Origin of the sequence: Streptomyces sp. NPDC003038 (genome assembly GCF_040611115.1) — a bacterium.
Taxonomy (GTDB): domain Bacteria; phylum Actinomycetota; class Actinomycetes; order Streptomycetales; family Streptomycetaceae; genus Streptomyces.
The window spans coordinates 56256-74125 of record NZ_JBEXNN010000019.1; the positions used below are offsets into that span (position 1 = coordinate 56256).

16 protein-coding genes are annotated in these 17870 nt (G+C 71.0%); 9 read left to right on the forward strand and 7 right to left on the reverse strand.

Annotation, left to right across the window (positions count from 1 at the left end; translation table 11 throughout):
* The 5 genes from uraH to ABZX75_RS22935 all read left to right on the forward strand — a co-directional run bounded on the left by uraH (position 1) and on the right by ABZX75_RS22935 (position 5227).
* Positions 1-390 (forward strand): hydroxyisourate hydrolase, encoded by a 390-nt coding sequence (uraH, locus tag ABZX75_RS22915; protein ID WP_030715205.1) that lies wholly within the window; start codon positions 1-3, stop codon positions 388-390.
* Between the two features lie 5 nt (positions 391-395).
* The gene (pucL, locus tag ABZX75_RS22920; protein ID WP_355413376.1) at positions 396-1319 is read left to right on the forward strand and encodes a factor-independent urate hydroxylase; all 924 of its coding nucleotides are present in this window, start codon (positions 396-398) and stop codon (positions 1317-1319) included.
* Positions 1320-1510: 191 nt separating this feature from the next.
* Positions 1511-2914, forward strand: coding sequence for an 8-oxoguanine deaminase (locus tag ABZX75_RS22925; RefSeq protein ID WP_355413378.1), 1404 nt, complete (start codon positions 1511-1513; stop codon positions 2912-2914).
* A gap of 307 nt (positions 2915-3221) precedes the next feature.
* Positions 3222-4604 (forward strand): nucleobase:cation symporter-2 family protein, encoded by a 1383-nt coding sequence (locus ABZX75_RS22930; RefSeq protein ID WP_355413380.1) that lies wholly within the window; start codon positions 3222-3224, stop codon positions 4602-4604.
* Positions 4605-4843: 239 nt separating this feature from the next.
* Positions 4844-5227 (forward strand): VOC family protein, encoded by a 384-nt coding sequence (locus ABZX75_RS22935; RefSeq protein WP_355413382.1) that lies wholly within the window; start codon positions 4844-4846, stop codon positions 5225-5227.
* Between the two features lie 66 nt (positions 5228-5293).
* Here ABZX75_RS22935 and ABZX75_RS22940 read toward each other — a convergent pair whose 3' ends face one another.
* The 4 genes from ABZX75_RS22940 to ABZX75_RS22955 form a co-directional block, all read right to left on the reverse strand.
* The gene (locus tag ABZX75_RS22940) at positions 5294-6484 is read right to left on the reverse strand and encodes a GDSL-type esterase/lipase family protein (protein ID WP_355413384.1); all 1191 of its coding nucleotides are present in this window, start codon (positions 6482-6484) and stop codon (positions 5294-5296) included.
* A 338-nt stretch (positions 6485-6822) separates the two neighbouring features.
* Positions 6823-8442 (reverse strand): malate synthase A, encoded by a 1620-nt coding sequence (gene aceB, locus ABZX75_RS22945; RefSeq protein WP_355413386.1) that lies wholly within the window; start codon positions 8440-8442, stop codon positions 6823-6825.
* 273 nt (positions 8443-8715) lie between these two features.
* Positions 8716-9333, reverse strand: a complete 618-nt coding sequence (locus tag ABZX75_RS22950; protein ID WP_355413388.1) for a nucleotidyltransferase family protein — start codon at positions 9331-9333, stop codon at positions 8716-8718.
* The gene (locus ABZX75_RS22955; RefSeq protein ID WP_355413390.1) at positions 9294-9518 is read right to left on the reverse strand and encodes a hypothetical protein; all 225 of its coding nucleotides are present in this window, start codon (positions 9516-9518) and stop codon (positions 9294-9296) included. The genes ABZX75_RS22950 and ABZX75_RS22955 overlap by 40 nt, the downstream gene beginning before the upstream one ends.
* Positions 9519-9606: 88 nt before the next feature.
* Here ABZX75_RS22955 and ABZX75_RS22960 point away from each other — a divergent pair, with 88 nt between their 5' ends.
* Entirely contained in the window at positions 9607-11094 is a 1488-nt protein-coding gene (locus ABZX75_RS22960; protein ID WP_355413392.1) for a PLP-dependent aminotransferase family protein, read from the forward strand.
* A gap of 187 nt (positions 11095-11281) precedes the next feature.
* Here the strand turns inward: ABZX75_RS22960 and ABZX75_RS22965 are convergent, their stop codons facing one another.
* Both ABZX75_RS22965 and ABZX75_RS22970 read right to left on the reverse strand, forming a co-directional pair.
* Positions 11282-11911, reverse strand: a complete 630-nt coding sequence (locus ABZX75_RS22965) for a response regulator transcription factor (protein ID WP_355413394.1) — start codon at positions 11909-11911, stop codon at positions 11282-11284.
* On the reverse strand, positions 11908-13332 hold the full coding sequence (locus tag ABZX75_RS22970; protein WP_355413396.1) for a sensor histidine kinase: 1425 nt from the start codon (positions 13330-13332) through the stop codon (positions 11908-11910). The genes ABZX75_RS22965 and ABZX75_RS22970 overlap by 4 nt, the downstream gene beginning before the upstream one ends.
* A gap of 134 nt (positions 13333-13466) precedes the next feature.
* Here ABZX75_RS22970 and ABZX75_RS22975 point away from each other — a divergent pair, with 134 nt between their 5' ends.
* Positions 13467-14561, forward strand: coding sequence for an ABC transporter permease (locus ABZX75_RS22975; protein WP_355413398.1), 1095 nt, complete (start codon positions 13467-13469; stop codon positions 14559-14561).
* A complete protein-coding gene (locus ABZX75_RS22980; RefSeq protein ID WP_355413400.1) occupies positions 14558-15250 on the forward strand; it encodes an ABC transporter ATP-binding protein in 693 nt (230 codons plus the stop codon). Before ABZX75_RS22975 ends, ABZX75_RS22980 begins: the two co-directional genes overlap by 4 nt.
* Positions 15251-15393: 143 nt before the next feature.
* Here the strand turns inward: ABZX75_RS22980 and ABZX75_RS22985 are convergent, their stop codons facing one another.
* Positions 15394-16197, reverse strand: a complete 804-nt coding sequence (locus ABZX75_RS22985; RefSeq protein WP_355413402.1) for an IclR family transcriptional regulator — start codon at positions 16195-16197, stop codon at positions 15394-15396.
* Positions 16198-16525: 328 nt separating this feature from the next.
* Between ABZX75_RS22985 and allB the strand changes: the two genes are divergently transcribed.
* Positions 16526-17869 (forward strand): allantoinase AllB, encoded by a 1344-nt coding sequence (allB, locus tag ABZX75_RS22990; protein WP_355413404.1) that lies wholly within the window; start codon positions 16526-16528, stop codon positions 17867-17869.
* Position 17870: the final 1 nt, after the last annotated feature.

Sequence of the window (17870 nt, forward strand, 5' to 3'; positions counted from 1 at the left end):
ATGAGCACTGAGACCACCGCGTCGGTGTCCACCCACATCCTGGACACCAGCATCGGCAAGCCCGCCGAGGGCGTCGCCATCTCCCTGAGCGCCCGTACGGGCCTCGACGGCGAGTGGGCGGCCCTGGGAGGCTCCGCCACCGATGCGGACGGGCGCTGCAAGGACCTGCCGGCACTGCCGGAGGGAACCACCCACGTACGTCTCGACTTCGAGACCGAGACGTACTTCTCCAAGAAGCAAGCCGAGGCGCAGCAGGACGCCCCCCGCGTAAGGGACAGCGGTGCGTTCTTCCCGGAGGTCACCATCACCTTTGCGGTGAACCCGGGCGAGCATTACCACGTACCGCTGCTGCTCAACCCGTTCGGCTACTCCGTTTACCGAGGGAGCTAGCAGACATGACCACGATTCTCGGCCAGAACCAGTACGGCAAAGCAGAGAACCGCGTCGTCAAGATCACGCGGGACGGCGACACCCACCACATCAAGGACCTGAACGTCTCGGTCGCGCTCTCCGGCGACATGGACGATGTCCACTACTCCGGCTCGAACGCCAACGTCCTGCCCACGGACACCACCAAGAACACGGTGTACGCGTTCGCCAAGGAGTACGGCATCGAGTCCGCCGAGCAGTTCGGCATTCACCTGGCGCGCTGGTTCGTGAACAGCCAGGAGCCGATCCAGAAGGCGCGCATCCGGATCGAGGAGTACTCCTGGGACCGGATCGCCACCTCGGACGCCAACTCGAAGTTCATCGGCTCCGACGAGGTGAACCACTCCTTCGTCCGCAAGGGCATGGAGACCCGCGTCACCCAGATCACGTACGACGGCCAGAACTGGGAGGTCATCTCCGGCCTCAAGGACCTGGTCGTCATGAACTCCACGAACTCCGAGTTCTGGGGTTACGTGAAGGACAAGTACACGACGCTGAAGGAGGCCTACGACCGCATCCTGGCGACCCAGGTGTCGGCCCGCTGGCGCTTCAACTGGTCGGACGACGAGCAGCGGATGCCCAACTGGGAGAAGTCCTACGCCGAGACCAAGAAGCACATGCTCCAGGCCTTCGCGGAGACCTACTCCCTCTCGCTGCAGCAGACCCTCTACCAGATGGGTTCGCGCATCATCAACCACCGTTCGGAGATCGACGAGGTCCGCTTCTCGCTCCCGAACAAGCACCACTTCCTCGTGGACCTTGAGCCCTTCGGCCTCAAGAACGACAACGAGGTCTACTTCGCCGCGGACCGCCCGTACGGTCTGATCGAGGCCACGGTCCTGCGGGACGGCGTTGACGCCCGCATCCCCGTGGACATGACCAACCTCTGAGTGCGGCACGCGCGTCCCGGGGCTCCGCAGTGGCCCCGGGACGGCGCGACACTCTTCAGCTTCCTGAATCGGCACCCGGACGCACCCCACGGGGCGGCAGTACTGTCAGCTGTCAAGGCCCCCGGCTCCGGCACTCAAATCTCCTGGGCCTTGCCGTGCCCGCACCGCCACTGAAAGCACGAGGAAGTCCCATGGCAGCATCGGCAGCCCATGACAGCGCGGTCGAGCGCATCGTCATCGAGAACTGTGCGATTGCGACCGTCGACGCGAACGACACCGAGTACGCCTCGGGCTACGTAGTCGTCGCCGGCAACAAGATCGAGTCGATCGGTGCGGGCAAGGCCCCCGAGAACCTCGACAATGTGGTCCGCCGCATCGACGGCACGGGTCACCTCGTCACCCCCGGTCTGGTCAACACCCACCACCACTTCTACCAGTGGATCACGCGTGGTCTGGCCACCGACCACAACCTCTTCAACTGGCTCGTCGCGCTGTACCCGACGTGGGCGCGCATCGACGAGCAGATGGCCTACACGGCCGCCCAGGGCTCCCTGGCGATGATGGCCAAGGGCGGCGTCACCACCGCCATGGACCACCACTACGTCTACCCCAAGGGCTCCGGCGACCTCTCCGGCGCGATCATCCGCGCCGCGTCCGAGATGGGCGTCCGCTTCACCCTCGCCCGCGGCTCCATGGACCGCAGCAAGAAGGACGGCGGCCTGCCCCCGGATCACGCCGTCGAGACCCTCGAGGGTGCGCTCGCGGACACCGAGGCGACCGTCAAGAGGCACCACGACTACTCCTTCGACGCGATGACCCAGGTCGCCGTCGCGCCGTGCTCCCCCTTCTCGGTCTCCACCGAACTGCTCAAGCAGGGGGCCGAGCTGGCCCGCCGACTGGGTGTGCGCATGCACACGCACGGCTCGGAGACCGTCGAGGAGGAGCAGTTCTGCAAGGAACTGTTCGGCATGGGCCCGACCGACTACTTCGAGTCGACCGGCTGGCTCGGCGAGGACGTGTGGATGGCGCACAGCGTCCACATGAACGACTCCGACATCGCCGCGTTCGCCCGTACCAAGACCGGTGTCGCGCACTGCCCGTCCTCCAACGCCCGTCTGGCCGCCGGCATCGCCCGTGTCCCGGACATGCTCGCCGCCGGTGTCCCGGTCGGCCTCGGCGTGGACGGCACCGCCTCCAACGAGTCCGGTGAGCTGCACACCGAGCTGCGCAACGCGCTGCTGATCAACCGTCTGAACCCGGTCCACCGCGAGCGGGCCCTCAACGCCCGCCAGGCCCTGCGCCTGGGTACGTACGGTGGCGCCCAGGTCCTCGGCCGCGCCGACAACATCGGTTCGCTGGAGGCCGGCAAGTGCGCCGACCTGGTGATGTGGAACCTGAGCACCCTGGCTCACTCCTCCATCGCCGACCCGGTCACCGCGCTGGTGTTCGGTGCGGCCGCGCCGGTCACCCTGTCGCTGGTCAACGGCAAGCAGATCGTCGAGAACAACCGACTGCTCTTCGCCGACGAGGACGCCATCGCGGTGTCCACGCGGGAAGAGGCCCAGCGCCTCGCGCGGATCTCCGCGCAGGCCTGACCCCACGGAGTCCGGCCGGGGGGGACGGCCCCCGGCCGGTGGCCGCGGACCCGAGCGGGGTCCGACGGCAGCCGTTCCCGGGAAGCGCCCGAGAGCTTTCGAGGGCGCCCCCGGGACCGGTGAATCGTGTCCTTGCCACGGCCATGGCACCGCCAGCCCTCCATCGGTTCGATGGCGCGGAACGACTCGGGCGAATCGTTCCTGCAACAACTGAATAGAAGCTCGACTCGCACAGCTTTCGCACCACCTCCATGACACCCACGTCCCTGCCGACGTGTTTAACCGACCGGAGGAAGCCGTGGCCGCAATGCCCAGGTTTCGCAAAGATGCAGTCGCAGTACCGGAGGAGAAGCACCCGGTCGACGAGACCTTGCCTCCGCTGAAAATGTTCACGAGCGGTCTCCAGCACGTGGCCGCCATGTACGCGGGTGTCGTCGCCCCGCCCATGATCGTCGGCCCTGCCGTCGGTCTCTCCGCCACCGAGACCGCCTTCCTGATGGGCGCCTCGCTCTTCACCGCCGGCCTCGCCACCCTCCTCCAGACACTCGGGTTCTGGAAGATCGGCGCCAAACTCCCCTTCGTCAACGGCGTCTCCTTCGCCGGTGTGACACCGATGATCGCGATCGGCAAGGGGGAGGGGGACAACGCCATCCCCATCATCTTCGGCGCGATCATCGTCGCCGGAGTCCTCGGCTTCTTCGCGGCCCCCTACTTCGGCAAACTCGTCCGCTTCTTCCCCCCGGTCGTGACGGGTACGGTCATCACCCTGATCGGCGTCTCGCTCCTGCCGGTGGCCTTCAACTGGTCGCAGGGCGGCAACAGCACCGCCACCGACTACGGCTCGATGAAGAACATCGGCATGGCCGCCGCCACCCTGGTCATCGTCCTGCTGATGCGCAAGTTCCTGCGCGGTTTCCTCCAGCAGATCGCCATCCTGCTCGGCCTCGTCGCGGGTACGCTCATCGCGATCCCGCTGGGCATGACCAGCTTCGACGCCATCAAGAACGCGTCCGTGGTCGGCTTCCCCACCCCCTTCCACTTCGGCGCCCCGCAGCTCCAGGTCGCCGCCATCATCTCGATGTGCATCGTCATGCTCGTCTGCATGACCGAGTCCACCGCCGACATCCTCGCCCTGGGCAAGATCGTGGGCCGCCCGGCGGACGCGAAGATCATCGAAGGGGGTCTGCGCGCCGACACCCTCGGCAGCGCGATCAGCCCGCTGTTCAACGGCTTCATGTGCAGCGCCTTCGCACAGAACATCGGCCTGGTCGCCATGACCAAGGTGCGCAGCCGCTTCGTCGTCGCGGCCGGCGGCGGCATCCTGATCCTGCTGGGCCTGTGCCCGATGGCCGCCTCGGTCATCGCGCTGGTCCCCCTGCCGGTCCTCGGCGGAGCGGGCATCGTCCTCTTCGGGTCGGTCGCCGCGAGCGGGATCCAGACCCTTGCGGGCGCCGCCATGGAGAAGGGCGAGAACGCCCTGATCGTCGCCGCCTCGGTGGGCATCGGCCTGATCCCGATCGCCGCGCCGCAGTTCTACCACGCCTTCCCGAAGGACCTCCTGGTCGTCCTCGACTCCGGCATCAGCACCGGCTGCGTGGTGGCGATCCTGCTGAACCTGGCCTTCAACCACCTCGGCACCAAGAAGGGCGCGGCCGCGGCCGCCGCCCCGGAACCGGTGCCCGTGCACTGACCGGTCCCGACGGTTCCCCTCATTCCTCCGGTCCCGCCGTTTCCGCTGGCCCGGCGGCTGGACCGGACCCTACGGCGACGCGCACGCCACCCACTGCGGGTGTGGCGTGCGCGCCGCCGTATCGGCCCTGCGGGCGCCGGGTCGCCCACGCCCGGGACCGGACCCCCAGCGGTCGACGGCCGCCGGGTCCGGGGGGAGCATGGGAACCGGGGCGCGTGCGTCGAATCGAAGGAGTGGCCATGTTGGAAGGCGCCAAGGCGTACAGCGGATTCTCGGTCGACGACATCGGCAAGGCCAAGGAGTTCTACGGCGGAACGCTGGGCCTTCGCCTCTCGGAGGACAACGGCATGCTGTTCCTGCGGCTCGCGGGCGACACCACGGTCCTCGTCTATCCGAAGGACAACCACCAGCCCGCGAGCTTCACGATCCTCAACTTCCCCGTGGACGACATCGAGGAGGCCGTCGACGAACTCACCAGGCGTGGTGTTCGGTTCGAGCGCTATGAGGGGTTCGACACGGACGACAAGGGCATCGTCCGCGAGGAGGGCGAGATGCCTTCCATCGCATGGTTCAAGGACCCGGCCGGCAACGTCCTGTCCGTACTCGAAGAGTCGCCCCGATAACGGGACGCCGGGACGCCGCCTTCGAGCGGTTGCCCCCGGTATCGGCTGTCGGCGCTCGGACCGGCGCTAGGGGGCCGGGGTCAGGAACATGCCCGTCTGACCGGCGCCCGCGGTGTTCTTGCAGCCGAAGCCGGCGTTCGCGGGCTGCGCGACGACCAGGGCGAGGCAGCGCCCGGCGGCGAGCTGGCCGAAGTGGTTCGGGTGCATGGACTCCTGGATCAGCCCCTGCGTCTCGTTGTTGTCGATCCAGCGCGCCCACTCGCTGGTCGTCGCGGAGGCAGGGACCGTGGAGCTCACCTGCTTGCTCGCCTTGGCGCACACCTCGCGCCCTTGCAGCATGTCGCGCAGGTCCAGGAACTGCACGCCCTTGGCTGCGGCAACCCCCTTCAGCCGACCGGCGATCTGCGGCACGAGCGAGTCCCGCGCCCAGTCGGAGTCCCGGTTCCAGAACGGGCACCCGCCGGTGTTCAGCCGGCTCCAGTCGCTCTGCGGGTACCGGTTCTCCGCGCCGCGCGGGATCGGCGACGGGTAGGACTGCAGCACGATCCGGTAGGAGGAGTCGGCGTACCCGGCTCCGCGCATCACGGTCCGCACCTCGTCCACGGACTTGCCGACCTTGGCCATGACCCCGTCGATCTTCTGGTCGACGGCGTACTGCTGGTCGTCGTGGCAGTAGGAGTTCCAGAGGATGAAGTCGTACGCGCAGTTCTCGATGATGTCGGCGAAGCCCAGGTCGTTCCCGCCGATGGACAGCACGATGAACTTGACGTCGTGGCTCGCCGCGACGGCGGCGAGCTGATCGGCCTGCGGCGCCTCGCCCTTGTAGGCCACGCCCCCGTTGGCGGCGCGGAAGACGTTGTCGGAGACCGCCCCCGAACAGGCCAGGTTCACGGCGACATCGGCGATCGGCCCGGCGCTGCGCACCTCGGCGGAGTCCGACCGGTGGCACCCGCCGGCGGTGGAACCGTATACCTTCCCGGGGTCGTAGACGCTGCCGCTGACCCAGCCCCGGTCGGTCCCGTTCCTGCTCCCGCTGTTGGTCAGGCTGTTGCCCTTCCAGCGGCCGGCTTCGCCGGAGATGTAGCTGTCGCCCATGGACACCACGGCGGTGGGCCCGTCTCCGGGACCGGCCACCGCGGTCCCGGCCCCGCCGGCGACCAGCGCCCCGACGGCGAGCGGGAGGACCATCCCGGCCCCCGCCAGTCGTCGCACACGACTGCCGGCGCGCTCCTTGCTGACGTTTCGGAATCCGATCACGGCGGAACTCCTGCGTTCGGCCATGCCGAAGTCAGCGAGAACTCCGGTGCATGGCTGGGAAGTGGGGGTACCGCCGGCCGGTGGCTACGGAAAAGTGCCACGCCGCGCGTTGTTACCGCTAGGTAGGTGCATATTACGATGGGGTAACGACCGACCGGTCGTTCGGGAGACGGTCGCCTACGCAACAGGCGTGGTCCGGGCACGGCCCGGCGTGACCCATGCGCGATGCCGGCCGCCGCCCACGCTCCCGGACGAAACGGCTCCGCCCCCGCGCCGGTCGGGCGTCGGGGGCGGAGCCGGTGTTTCGGCTGCTGTGCGTTTCAGCCGAAGACGGGGTGTCAGTCGACGAGCTGGTCGTACGCCGGGAGGGTGAGGAAGTCCGCGTAGTCCGCGTCCAGGGAGACCTGGAGGAGGAGGTCGTGGGCCTGCTGCCACTTGCCGGCCGCGAAGGCCTCTTCACCGATCTCGGCGCGGATGGCGTCCAGTTCCCGGGCGGCGATCTCGCGCGTCAGCTCGGCCGTGGCCTGCCGGCCGTTCTCGAAGACGACGCCCGCGTTGATCCACTGCCAGATCTGCGAGCGCGAGATCTCGGCCGTGGCCGCGTCCTCCATCAGGCCGAAGATGCCGACCGCGCCCAGGCCGCGCAGCCACGCCTCGATGTAGCGGATGCCGACCTGGACCGCGTTGAGCAGGCCCTCGTACGTCGGCTTCGCGTCCAGGGAGTCGATCGCGATGAGCTCGCCCGGGGCCACCGAGACGTCCTCGCGCAGGCGGTCCTTCTGGTTCGGCCTGTCGCCGAGCACCGCGTCGAAGGAGGCCATCGCGATCGGGACCAGGTCGGGGTGGGCGACCCAGGAGCCGTCGAAGCCGTCGCCCGCCTCGCGGTCCTTGTCGGCCTTGACCTTCTCGAAGGCGACCTTGTTGACCTCGGCGTCCTTGCGGGACGGAATGAAGGCCGCCATGCCGCCGATCGCGTGCGCGCCGCGCTTGTGGCAGGTCTTGACGAGCAGTTCGGTGTACGCCCGCATGAACGGGGCGGTCATCGTCACCGCGTTGCGGTCCGGCAGGACGAACTTCTCGCCGCCGTCACGGAAGTTCTTGACGATGGAGAAGAGGTAGTCCCAGCGGCCCGCGTTCAGGCCCGCCGCGTGGTCGCGCAGCTCGTAGAGGATCTCCTCCATCTCGTACGCGGCGGTGATGGTCTCGATGAGGACCGTCGCGCGGACGGTGCCCTGCGGGATGCCGACGTAGTCCTGGGCGAAGACGAAGATCTCGTTCCAGAGGCGCGCCTCCAGGTGCGACTCCGTCTTCGGCAGGTAGAAGTACGGGCCCTTGCCGAGGTCGATCAGGCGCTGCGCGTTGTGGAAGAAGTACAGGCCGAAGTCGACGAGCGCTCCCGGGACGGGGCGGCCGTCGATCTTGAGGTGCCGCTCCTCCAGGTGCCAGCCGCGCGGCCGCATGACGACCGTGGCGAGCTGCTCGGCGGGCTTCAGCGCGTACGACTTGCCCGTGCGGGCGTCGGTGAAGTCGATGCGGCGCTCGTAGGCGTCGATGAGGTTGAGCTGGCCGAGGACGACGTTCTCCCAGGTGGGAGCGGAGGCGTCCTCGAAGTCGGCGAGCCAGACCTTGGCGCCCGAGTTCAGGGCGTTGATGGTCATCTTGCGGTCCGTCGGACCGGTGATCTCCACACGGCGGTCGTTCAGCGCGGCCGGGGCCGGCGCGACCTTCCAGTCGCCCTCGCGGACCTGTGCGGTGTCCGGGAGGAAGTCGAGCTGGGAGGTGCGGGCGATCTCGGCGCGGCGCTCGGCGCGGCGGGCGAGGAGCTCGTCGCGGCGGGGGGTGAACCGCCGGTGGAGCTCGGCCACGAAGGCGAGGGCCGCTTCGGTGAGGACTTCGTCCTGCCGGGGCAGGGGCTCGGCGTCGACGATGGCCAGCGGGGACGGCGCTGGTGCGGACATAACTGTCACTCCTTCAGCGGCGGTGCCTGGCGGCCGCGGGGGAATGCTCGCGCGAGACGGCACGCAGTGCCGTCGGGTGTGGAGAGTTCCGGAATACGGTCGCGGGCCCGTCTGTGGGTTCAGGGCGCTTCTGACCAGTGGATAGTAATTTCCTCATGGTGGAAGTTCAATGGTTTGTTGATGTCGAGATTCTCCGAGTCGACAGATTCCGCTCCCCGGTGGCCCTCAGTGCCACCGCAGTCACGCCGCGCTCAAGCACCGCCCCCGCCCTGTTCAGGCGAGACGTACCAGGTCGGGCGGGGTGTCGATGTCGAAGGCCTCGGCGACATCCCCGCACTCCACCAGCGTGAGCTCTCGCGCATGTTCTGTCAGGTGTACCCGCGCGCCCTGGTCACCGATCGCCGTCGCCACGATGTCCGCCCAGCGGTCCGCGCCGAACAGGACCGGATGTCCGCGCTCCCCGCCGTACGCCGCCGCCACCAGGCTCGCGGGGGAGCGGTAGGCCTCCCGGACCCGCGCCACGGCCGCCGGCCCGATGCCCGGCTGGTCCACCAGGGAGACCAGGGCCGCGCGGGCTCCCGTACCGGCCAGGGATCCGAGGCCGACCCGCAGGGAGGAGCCCATGCCCTGCGCCCAGTCCGGGTTCTCCACGACCACGCAGCCGGTCAGGTCCGCGCGCTCGCGGACCTCGGGAGCCGAGGCGCCGAGCACGACGTGCACCGGGTCGCAGCCCGCCTCGCGCAGGACGCGCACGGCGTTCTCGACGAGCGGGCGGCCGCGGTAGGGGAGCAGGGCCTTGGGGCGGCCGCCGAGCCGGCGGCCGCCGCCGGCCGCGAGCAGCAGACCCGCGATCAATGGGGGAGGGGTGTGGTGGTCGGTGTGGGCTGACATGCCATCGATTCTCGCTCCTGTGCGGACCCGCGTGTCAGCCGTGTCCGTCGTGCCAGCCGCACAAGCCGTGCCAGCCCGGCCAGGGCGTTGCGTACGGAGACCGCCGCGGCGCCCCTCCGCAGCGGCTCGGAGATCCGGTTCTCGGCGGCGGCCACCAGGGCGCGTTCGTCACGGTCGGTCAACATCTCGGCATCTCCTTGCCAATCACGGGCCAATACGGCGAGTCTTGCCCTTGATTGGCCTGGCCGGCAGAGCCAATCAGGGGAGGTTGGCATGGCAAACGGGCGAGTGGTCCAGACGGCGGACAGAACCATCGGCAGCCGCCAGCTCGCAGCCCTGCTCCCCACCGAGGTCCGGGCACGCCCCGGCTACCGGGCGCTCGCCGACGCCCTCCGCACGCTGATCCTCGACGGCCGGATCGCCCTGCACCTGCGGCTGCCCGCCGAGCGGGAACTCGCGGAAGCCCTCGGCGCCAGCCGGGCCACCGTCACCGGCGCCTACGACCTGCTGCGCGAGAGCGGCTACGTCCGCAGCCGACGCGGCTCCGGAACCTGGACCGAACTGCCCGACGGCCACCGTCCGGTCGGCGCCCACGCCTTGGTCGCCGCCGGCGGCTACAGCGCCGACGGCGAACCGGGCATCGACCTGGCCATCGCCGCCATGGGCGCGCCGGAGGGGACGCTCGCCGCAGCGGTCGCCTGGGCGGCGCCCCGGCTGACCGGCCTCGCCCGTACACCCGGCTACCACCCCTTCGGCCTCGCCGACCTGCGCACGGCCGTCGCCGACCGGTTCACCCGGCGAGGGCTGCCCACCCGCCCCGAGCAGATCCTGGTCACCGCCGGGGCGCAGCAGGCCTTCGCGCTGGTCGTCAGCCTGCTGTGCCGGGCGGGGGACCGGGTCGTCACCGAGAACCCGACCTACGCCAACGCCCTCGACGCCCTGCGCCACGCGCGGCTGCGCACCGGGTCCATCGCCGTCTCCGACGCCGGCTGGGACATGGAGATCGCCGAATCCACGCTGCGCCAGACCGTACCGAGACTGGCGTACGTGATCCCCGACTTCCACAACCCGACGGGCGCGCTGATGCCGCCGGAGCAGCGGCTGCGGCTGCTCACCGCGACCCGGCGCACCGGGACCTGGCTGGTGGTCGACGAGACCATCGCCGACATCGCGCTGGACACCCCGGCCCCCGCTCCGCTGGCCTCGCTCGCCCCGCGCGGCGCAGCGGACCACGTGGTCACCATCGGGTCGCTCAGCAAGACGCACTGGGGCGGGCTGCGCGTCGGCTGGATCCGGGCCACCGCCAAGATGATCACCGAGCTGACGGCCGTGCGGGTCGCTGCCGACATGACCGGCTCGGTCCTCGACCAGCTGGTCGCACTCCCGCTGATCGACGGCCTGGACCGGTCCCTGCCCGCGCGGCTCACGCAGCTGCGGATCCAGCGCGAGGCCCTGGTGCAGTCACTCCAGCGGCACACCCCGGAATGGTCCTGGCAGGTGCCGCCGGGCGGGCTCTCGCTCTGGGTGGACCTCGGCGAGCCGGTCAGCTCCGCCCTGGCCGAGCGGGCCGCGGCCGCCGGTGTCCACATCGGCCGCGGCGCCCGCTTCGGGGTGGACCCGGGCACCTTCGAGCACCGGCTGCGCATCCCGTACACCCTTCCCGCCGACCGGCTGGACGAGGGCGTCCGGCGCCTCGCGGCCGCCTTCCACGACGGGGTCCCGCTGCCCTCGGCGGTGGAACGGCCGTACTGGGTCGCGTAAGGACGGTCGGCAGGTGCACGACCCGGCCGGTGGCGCACCCAGTCCAGGACGTCCGCCCCGGAGACGGCGGCCGGGAGCGATGTGCCGTCGACGAGGTGGCGCAGCGGCCCGACCAACGGGGAGGCGCCGCCGATGACGCCTGCCGCCCGGGGGCCGGCCCCAGCCCCACCCGAGGGGGCGGCGCGGCCTACGGCGTGCGGATCAGCCGGCGGGCGCCGGCCGCCGCGACCGCGGAGGTGCGGGAGTCGACGCCGAGCTTGGCGTAGATGTGGACCAGGTGGGACTTGACGGTGGCCTGGCTGAGGAAGAGCTTCTTGGAGATCTGCTGGTTGGACAGGCCGTCCGCGACCAGTTGCAGCACCTCCAGTTCCCGCTTCGTCAGCGCCTCCGCCGGGGTCCGCATCCGGTCCATCAGGCGCAGCGCCACCGCCGGGGCCAGCGCCGACTGGCCCGCGGCGGCCGTGCGTACGGCCGCCGCCAGTTCCTCCGGCGGGGCGTCCTTCAGCAGGTAGCCCGAGGCGCCCGCCTCCACCGCGGCCAGGATGTCCGCGTCCGTGTCGTACGTGGTCAGCACCAGCACCCGGGGGGCTCCCGGGCGCGCGGTGATCAGTGCCGTGGCCGCCGAGCCGTGCATGCCGGGCCCGAACTGGAGGTCCATGAGGACCACGTCCACCGGCTCGGCGGCCGCCAGCTCCACCGCCCGCTCGGCGGTCGCGGCCTCGGCGACGACCGCGAAGTCCGGTTCCGTGTCCAGCACGGCGCGCAGTCCGGCGCGCACGACCGGGTGGTCGTCGGCGAGCAGCAGCCGGATCGTCATCGGGGGACCTCCACGGGATGCGCGTCTGCGGGATCCGCGCCCGCGCGATTCGCGTCTGCGGGATCCGTGCCCACGAGATCGGCCTCCGCGAGCTCGGCGTTCACGAGACCCGCGCCCACTGCCGCCGACTCCCCAGCGTCTGCGTCCCCGGGCAGCGGCAAGGTGACGGCCACGGCGGTGCCCTGGCCCGGGTCGGACTCCACGGTGAACAGCCCGCCCAGCGTCTCGGCGCGCGAGCGCATCGCGGGCAGCCCGAAGCCGCCCTCGCCGACACCCCGCTCGCCGGACCCGGACGGCGCCGGCGACGCCGCGAAGCCCCGCCCGTCGTCCACGATGTCCAGCGTGACCGAGGCGTCCATGAAGGTCAGCGTGATCTCGGCGCGCCCGGCCCGCGCGTGGCGCACCACATTGGCCAGCGCCGACTGCGCGATGCGCAGCAGGGCCACCTCGTACGGGGTGGGCAGCACCCGCGGCGTCCCGCTCAGCGAGAACCGGACCCGGGGCCCCGGCACCCCCGCGCACAGCCGCTCCAGCGCGGCGGCGAGCGACCCGTGCTCCAGGTCCGGCGGGGTGAGCGCCCGTACGAAACGACGCGCCTCGGCGAGGTTCTCCTGGGCGGCCTCCCGGGCTCGGGCGATGTGCGCGAGCGCCACCGCGGGCGGCGGGGTGCCGACGGCGGCGGCCGGAGCGTCCGCCGCCCCGCACGGGTCGGGTGGCGTCGTCGCCGTCCGGCCCTCGTGCAGCGCCCGCTCGGCGGCCCGCAGCAGCAGCTGGATGGAGGAGAGCCCCTGGGCCAGCGTGTCGTGGATCTCGCGGGCGAGTCGCTCCCGCTCGGCCAGGATGCCCGCGCCCCGCTCGGCCGCGGCCAGCTCGGCCCGGGTCGTGATGAGCTCCTCGATCAGCTCGCGGCGGCGTTCGCTCTCCCGGTACAGCGCCTGGTAGCCCAGTACGGTCGCCACCGCCACGGCCCCGCCCAGCAGCGGCCCCAGGAAGGCCCCGGGGCTCACCGAGCTGCTGTGCGCGAGGAACCCGCCGATCGCCGCGCACGCGGTCGCCGCGACGGCCGCCACCCCCCAGCGCAGCCGCAGCAGGTGCAGCTCCAGGAAGTACAGCGGGAAGGCGATCCACAGCCCGTCGGGGGAGAGCGCGAGCAGCGCCGTCCAGGCAGCTCCCAGTCCGGCCAGCCACACCGCCCCCGCGCGCGGCGAGCGGTGCACGGCGGGGGCCCGTACGCCGGCGCCGTACACGGAGGCCAGCACCGCGCAGACGGCGACGACCCACCCGGCCCGGGGGACGGAGTCGGTGACGGCCCGCCCGGCGGTGAGCGCGAGCAGCCCGAAGAACAGCGCGTGCAGGCACAGCCGCAGCACTTTCGACACGGGCGGCAAGGGGCGGGAGGCGGGAGGATCGGAGGCAGCCATGGCCCGACCAGCGTAAGTGGGCGCCGCCCGGCCCCGGTCAACCAAAAGTTTGATGTCCGGATGCGCCCTTCGATACGAGGATCGCTCCTGTGGCGCGATGCCTTGTGTCCACGCGGAAGACCAAGGTGGGGAACATGTTCGTCGCATGGAGAGATCTACGGTTCGCCAAAGGCCGTTTCGCCCTCATGGGCTCGGTGGTCCTGCTGATCACACTGCTGGTCGGCCTGTTGTCCGGCCTCACCTCGGGACTGGCCCGGGAGAACATCTCGGCCATCACCGGTCTGCCCGCCTCGCACCTGGCCTTCGCCGCCCCCACCGGGGACCAGAAGGTGTCCTTCACCAACTCCCAGGTGCCCGAGAGTGCCTGGCGGGCCTGGCGGGCGCAGCCCGGGGTGAAGTCCGCGCAGCCCCTCGGCATCCGCACCACGAACGCCGCGTCGGGTGAGCGCACCGCCGCCGTCTCCGTCTTCGGAGTGGAATCCGGCGGGGAGCCCGGCCGGCTGAGTCCGCGCGGCGCCGGTCTCACCCAGGGGCAGGTGGTCCTCACCGAGAAGGCCGCCGAGGAGCTCGGCGGCCTCGCCGCCGGCGCCAAGGTCAAGATCGGCCCGCTGGAGCTGACCGTGGCATCCGTCTCCGGTACCGCCGCCTACAGCCACACGCCGGTCGTCTGGATGGATCTGGGCGACTGGCAGCGCATCGGCAACCCGGGCACCTCCCTCGACACCCTCGCCACCGTCGTCGCCCTCTCCGGGAACGGCCTGGACCTCACCGCCGGGGACGAGGCCGCCGGCACCTCCGCGCGGACCGTCGACGAGGCGCTGGGCGCCATAGGCTCCTACCAGGCGGAGAACGGCTCGCTCCAGCTGATGCGCGGCTTCCTCTTCGTCATCTCGGCCCTGGTCATAGGGGCCTTCTTCACGGTCTGGACGATCCAGCGCAGCGGGGACATCGCCGTCCTGAAGGCTTTGGGCGCCTCCACCGCGTACCTGCTGCGGGACGCCCTCGGCCAGGCCGTGGTCATGCTCGCCATCGGCACCGGGCTGGGCACCGCGCTCGCCGCCGGGGTCGGCGCGCTGATCAGCGGCGGGGACGTGCCGTTCGTCCTCGACGCCGCCACCGTGCTGGTTCCCGCCGCGATCATGATCGCGCTCGGCGCGCTGGGCGCGGCCCTGTCCATCCGGCGGATCACCGCCGTCGACCCGCTGACCGCCCTCGGGAGCGCCCGATGACCCTGCTCCTCCACGACGTCACGCTCACCTACCCGGACGGCGACAGCCGGCTCACCGCCCTCGACACGGTCTGCCTGGAGGTGCCGGCGGGCACCCTGACGGCCGTGATCGGCCCCTCCGGTTCCGGCAAGTCCAGCCTGCTCGCCGTCGCCGCCACCCTCGTCACCCCGGACTCCGGGCGGGTCGTGGTCGCCGACCGGGACACGGCCCGGCTGAGCGCCGCCGAGAAGTCCGTCCTGCGCCGCGACACGATCGGGATCGTCTTCCAGCAGCCGAACCTGCTGGGATCGCTCACCGCCGCCGAACAGCTCCAGGTGATGGCGCACCTCGCCGGCCGGCCCGCGCGCCAGGCGCGCCGCCGCGCCCTGGAGCTGCTGGACGCGGTGGGTCTGGCGGACAAGGCCGACAAGCGCCCCCACCAGCTCTCCGGGGGCCAGCGCCAGCGCGTCAACATCGCCCGAGCCCTGATGAACGAGCCCGCCGTCCTGCTGGTCGACGAGCCGACCAGCGCCCTCGACCACGAGCGCGGCGCGGCCGTCCTCGACCTTTTGGTCACCCTCACCCGGGAGCGCTCCACCGCCACCGTGCTGGTCACCCACGACCACGCCCACCTGGAGCGGATGGACCGTACGGCGACGATGGCCGACGGCCGTCTGACCCAGAGCGCGGTCCCGGCCCCGGCCCCCTGACGCGTCCCCGGCGCCGGGGACGCCCGTACGCCGGCCCCCTCCGGCCGCGGCAGCGGGTCCCCCGGCCGGAGGCGGAGGGGAATGCGCGACGGCCCCGGCTCCCCTCCGGGCGGAGGGGAGCCGGGGCCGTCACGGGCCGTCCGCTAGGCGGGGTTTTGGTTCGACAGAACCACCGACAGCTCGGCCGCGACACCTTGCAGGATCGGCACGATCGAGTCGTTGAGAGCCTCGGTCACCCGGCCGGCCGGGCCCGAGATGGAGATCGCCGCCGGGGTCGGCGAGTTCGGCACCGAGACGGCGAGGCAGCGGACTCCTATCTCCTGCTCGTTGTCGTCGACCGCGTAGCCCACCTTGCGGACCTGCTCCAGCGCTTCGAGGAAGCCCTCGGGCGTGGTGATGGTCCTCTCGGTCGCGGCCGGCATCCCGGTGCGGGCGAGCAGGGCGCGTACCTCGTCGGCGGGGGTGTAGGCGAGGAGCGCCTTGCCGACACCGGTGGAGTGCGGCAGCACCCGGCGGCCGACCTCGGTGAACATGCGCATGGAGTGCTTGGACGGAACCTGCGCGACGTAGACGATCTCGTCCCCGTCGAGCAGGGCCATGTTCGCCGTCTCGCCGGTCTCCTCGACCAGGCGGGCGAGGTAGGGGCGGGCCCACGTGCCGAGCAGCCTGGAGGCGGACTCGCCGAGCCGGATGAGCCGGGGGCCGAGGGAGTACCGTCGGTTGGGCTGCTGGCGGACATAGCCGCACGCCACGAGGGTGCGCATGAGGCGGTGGATGGTCGGCAGCGGCAGACCGCTGGCGGCGGAGAGCTCGCTGAGGCCGACTTCGCCTCCCGCGTCGGCCATGCGTTCGAGCAGATCGAAGGCGCGCTCAAGGGACTGGACGCCACCGCTGGCGGCGGTGGGCTTGGCGGAAGCGTCGGTGGTGCTGGCGCTGGACGTCGGCACGGCGCGGTCCTTTCGGTGCTGGCAGGCAAGAGAGCAGCCTACCGGTCGGTCGGCGTCGGCCCTAGAGCCGGGCAATGCCGTCCCCGCCGGTCAGAGGCGGTTTTGTCCGGGTGGCGAACGGCCGCGGTGAGGTGCCGGTGCGGGACCCCGTGGTGGTAGCTACATTCTGTAGAGTGAAATCTTAATTCCATCCTGTGGAAACATCCAATTGCGGCGGGGTCGGGTCGGTCGACCGTCCGGGCGCTCTTGACGGGTCCCGGATCGGCGTGAAGACTCCGTCAACAGAACGTTGAATTTCGCTCTGTGGAAGTAGATGGGGAGGTTGCGGGTGTCTGACGTGGCTGTGGAACTGGTACTGCGCTCGACGCGTGTCATCACCCCCGAGGGGACGCGCGCCGCTTCGGTCGCCGTCGCCGACGGGAAGATCGCGGCCGTGCTGCCGTACGAGGCCGAGGTTCCGGCCGGTGCCCGGCTGGAAGACTTCGGTGACGACGTCCTGCTCCCCGGCCTGGTCGACACCCACGTCCACGTGAACGACCCGGGCCGCACCGAGTGGGAAGGCTTCTGGACGGCCACCCGCGCCGCGGCGGCCGGAGGCATCACCACGATCCTCGACATGCCGCTGAACTCCCTGCCGCCCACGACCACGACCGAGAACCTGCGCGTCAAGCAGGAGGTCGCCCGCGCCAAGGCGCACGTGGACGTCGGCTTCTGGGGCGGCGCCCTGCCGGACAACGTCAAGGACCTCCGCCCCCTGCACGACGCGGGCGTCTACGGCTTCAAGTGCTTCCTGTCTCCGTCGGGCGTGGAGGAGTTCCCCGAGCTCGACCAGGAGCAGCTGGCCATCTCCCTCGCCGAGATCACCGGCTTCGGCGGACTGCTCATCGTGCACGCCGAGGACCCCCACCACCTGGAGTCGGCCCCGCAGAACCCGGGCCCCAAGTACGCGGACTTCCTCGCCTCCCGCCCCCGGGACGCCGAGAACACCGCGATCCAGAACCTGATCGACCAGGCCAGGCGACTGAACGCCCGCGTCCACGTCCTGCACCTGTCCTCCAGCGACGCGCTGCCGCTGATCGCCGCCGCCAAGGCGGAGGGCGTGCGGATCACCGTCGAGTCCTGCCCGCACTTCCTCACCCTCACGGCCGAGGAAGTCCCGGACGGTGCCACCGAGTTCAAGTGCTGCCCGCCCATCCGCGAGGCCGCCAACCAGGACCTCCTGTGGGACGCGCTGGCCGACGGCACCATCGACTGCATCGTCTCCGACCACTCGCCCTCCACCGCGGACCTGAAGACCGGTGACTTCGCCACCGCGTGGGGCGGCATCTCCTCCCTCCAGCTGGGCCTCCCGGCGATCTGGACCGAGGCGCGCCGTCGCGGACATTCCCTGGAGGACGTCGTGCGCTGGATGTCCTCCGCTCCGGCCGTCCTCGCCGGCCTGACGCAGAAGGGCGCGATCGAAGCCGGCCGCGACGCGGACTTCGCCGTCGTGGCACCCGAAGAGACCTTCACCGTGGATCCCGCGGAACTCCACCACCGCAACCGGATCACGGCGTACGCGGGCAAGACCCTGCACGGCGTCGTGAAGTCCACCTGGCTGCGGGGTACGCAGATCGCCGACCACGGCACCCCGACCGAGCCCACGGGCCTCCTCCTCGAAAGGCAGAACTGAC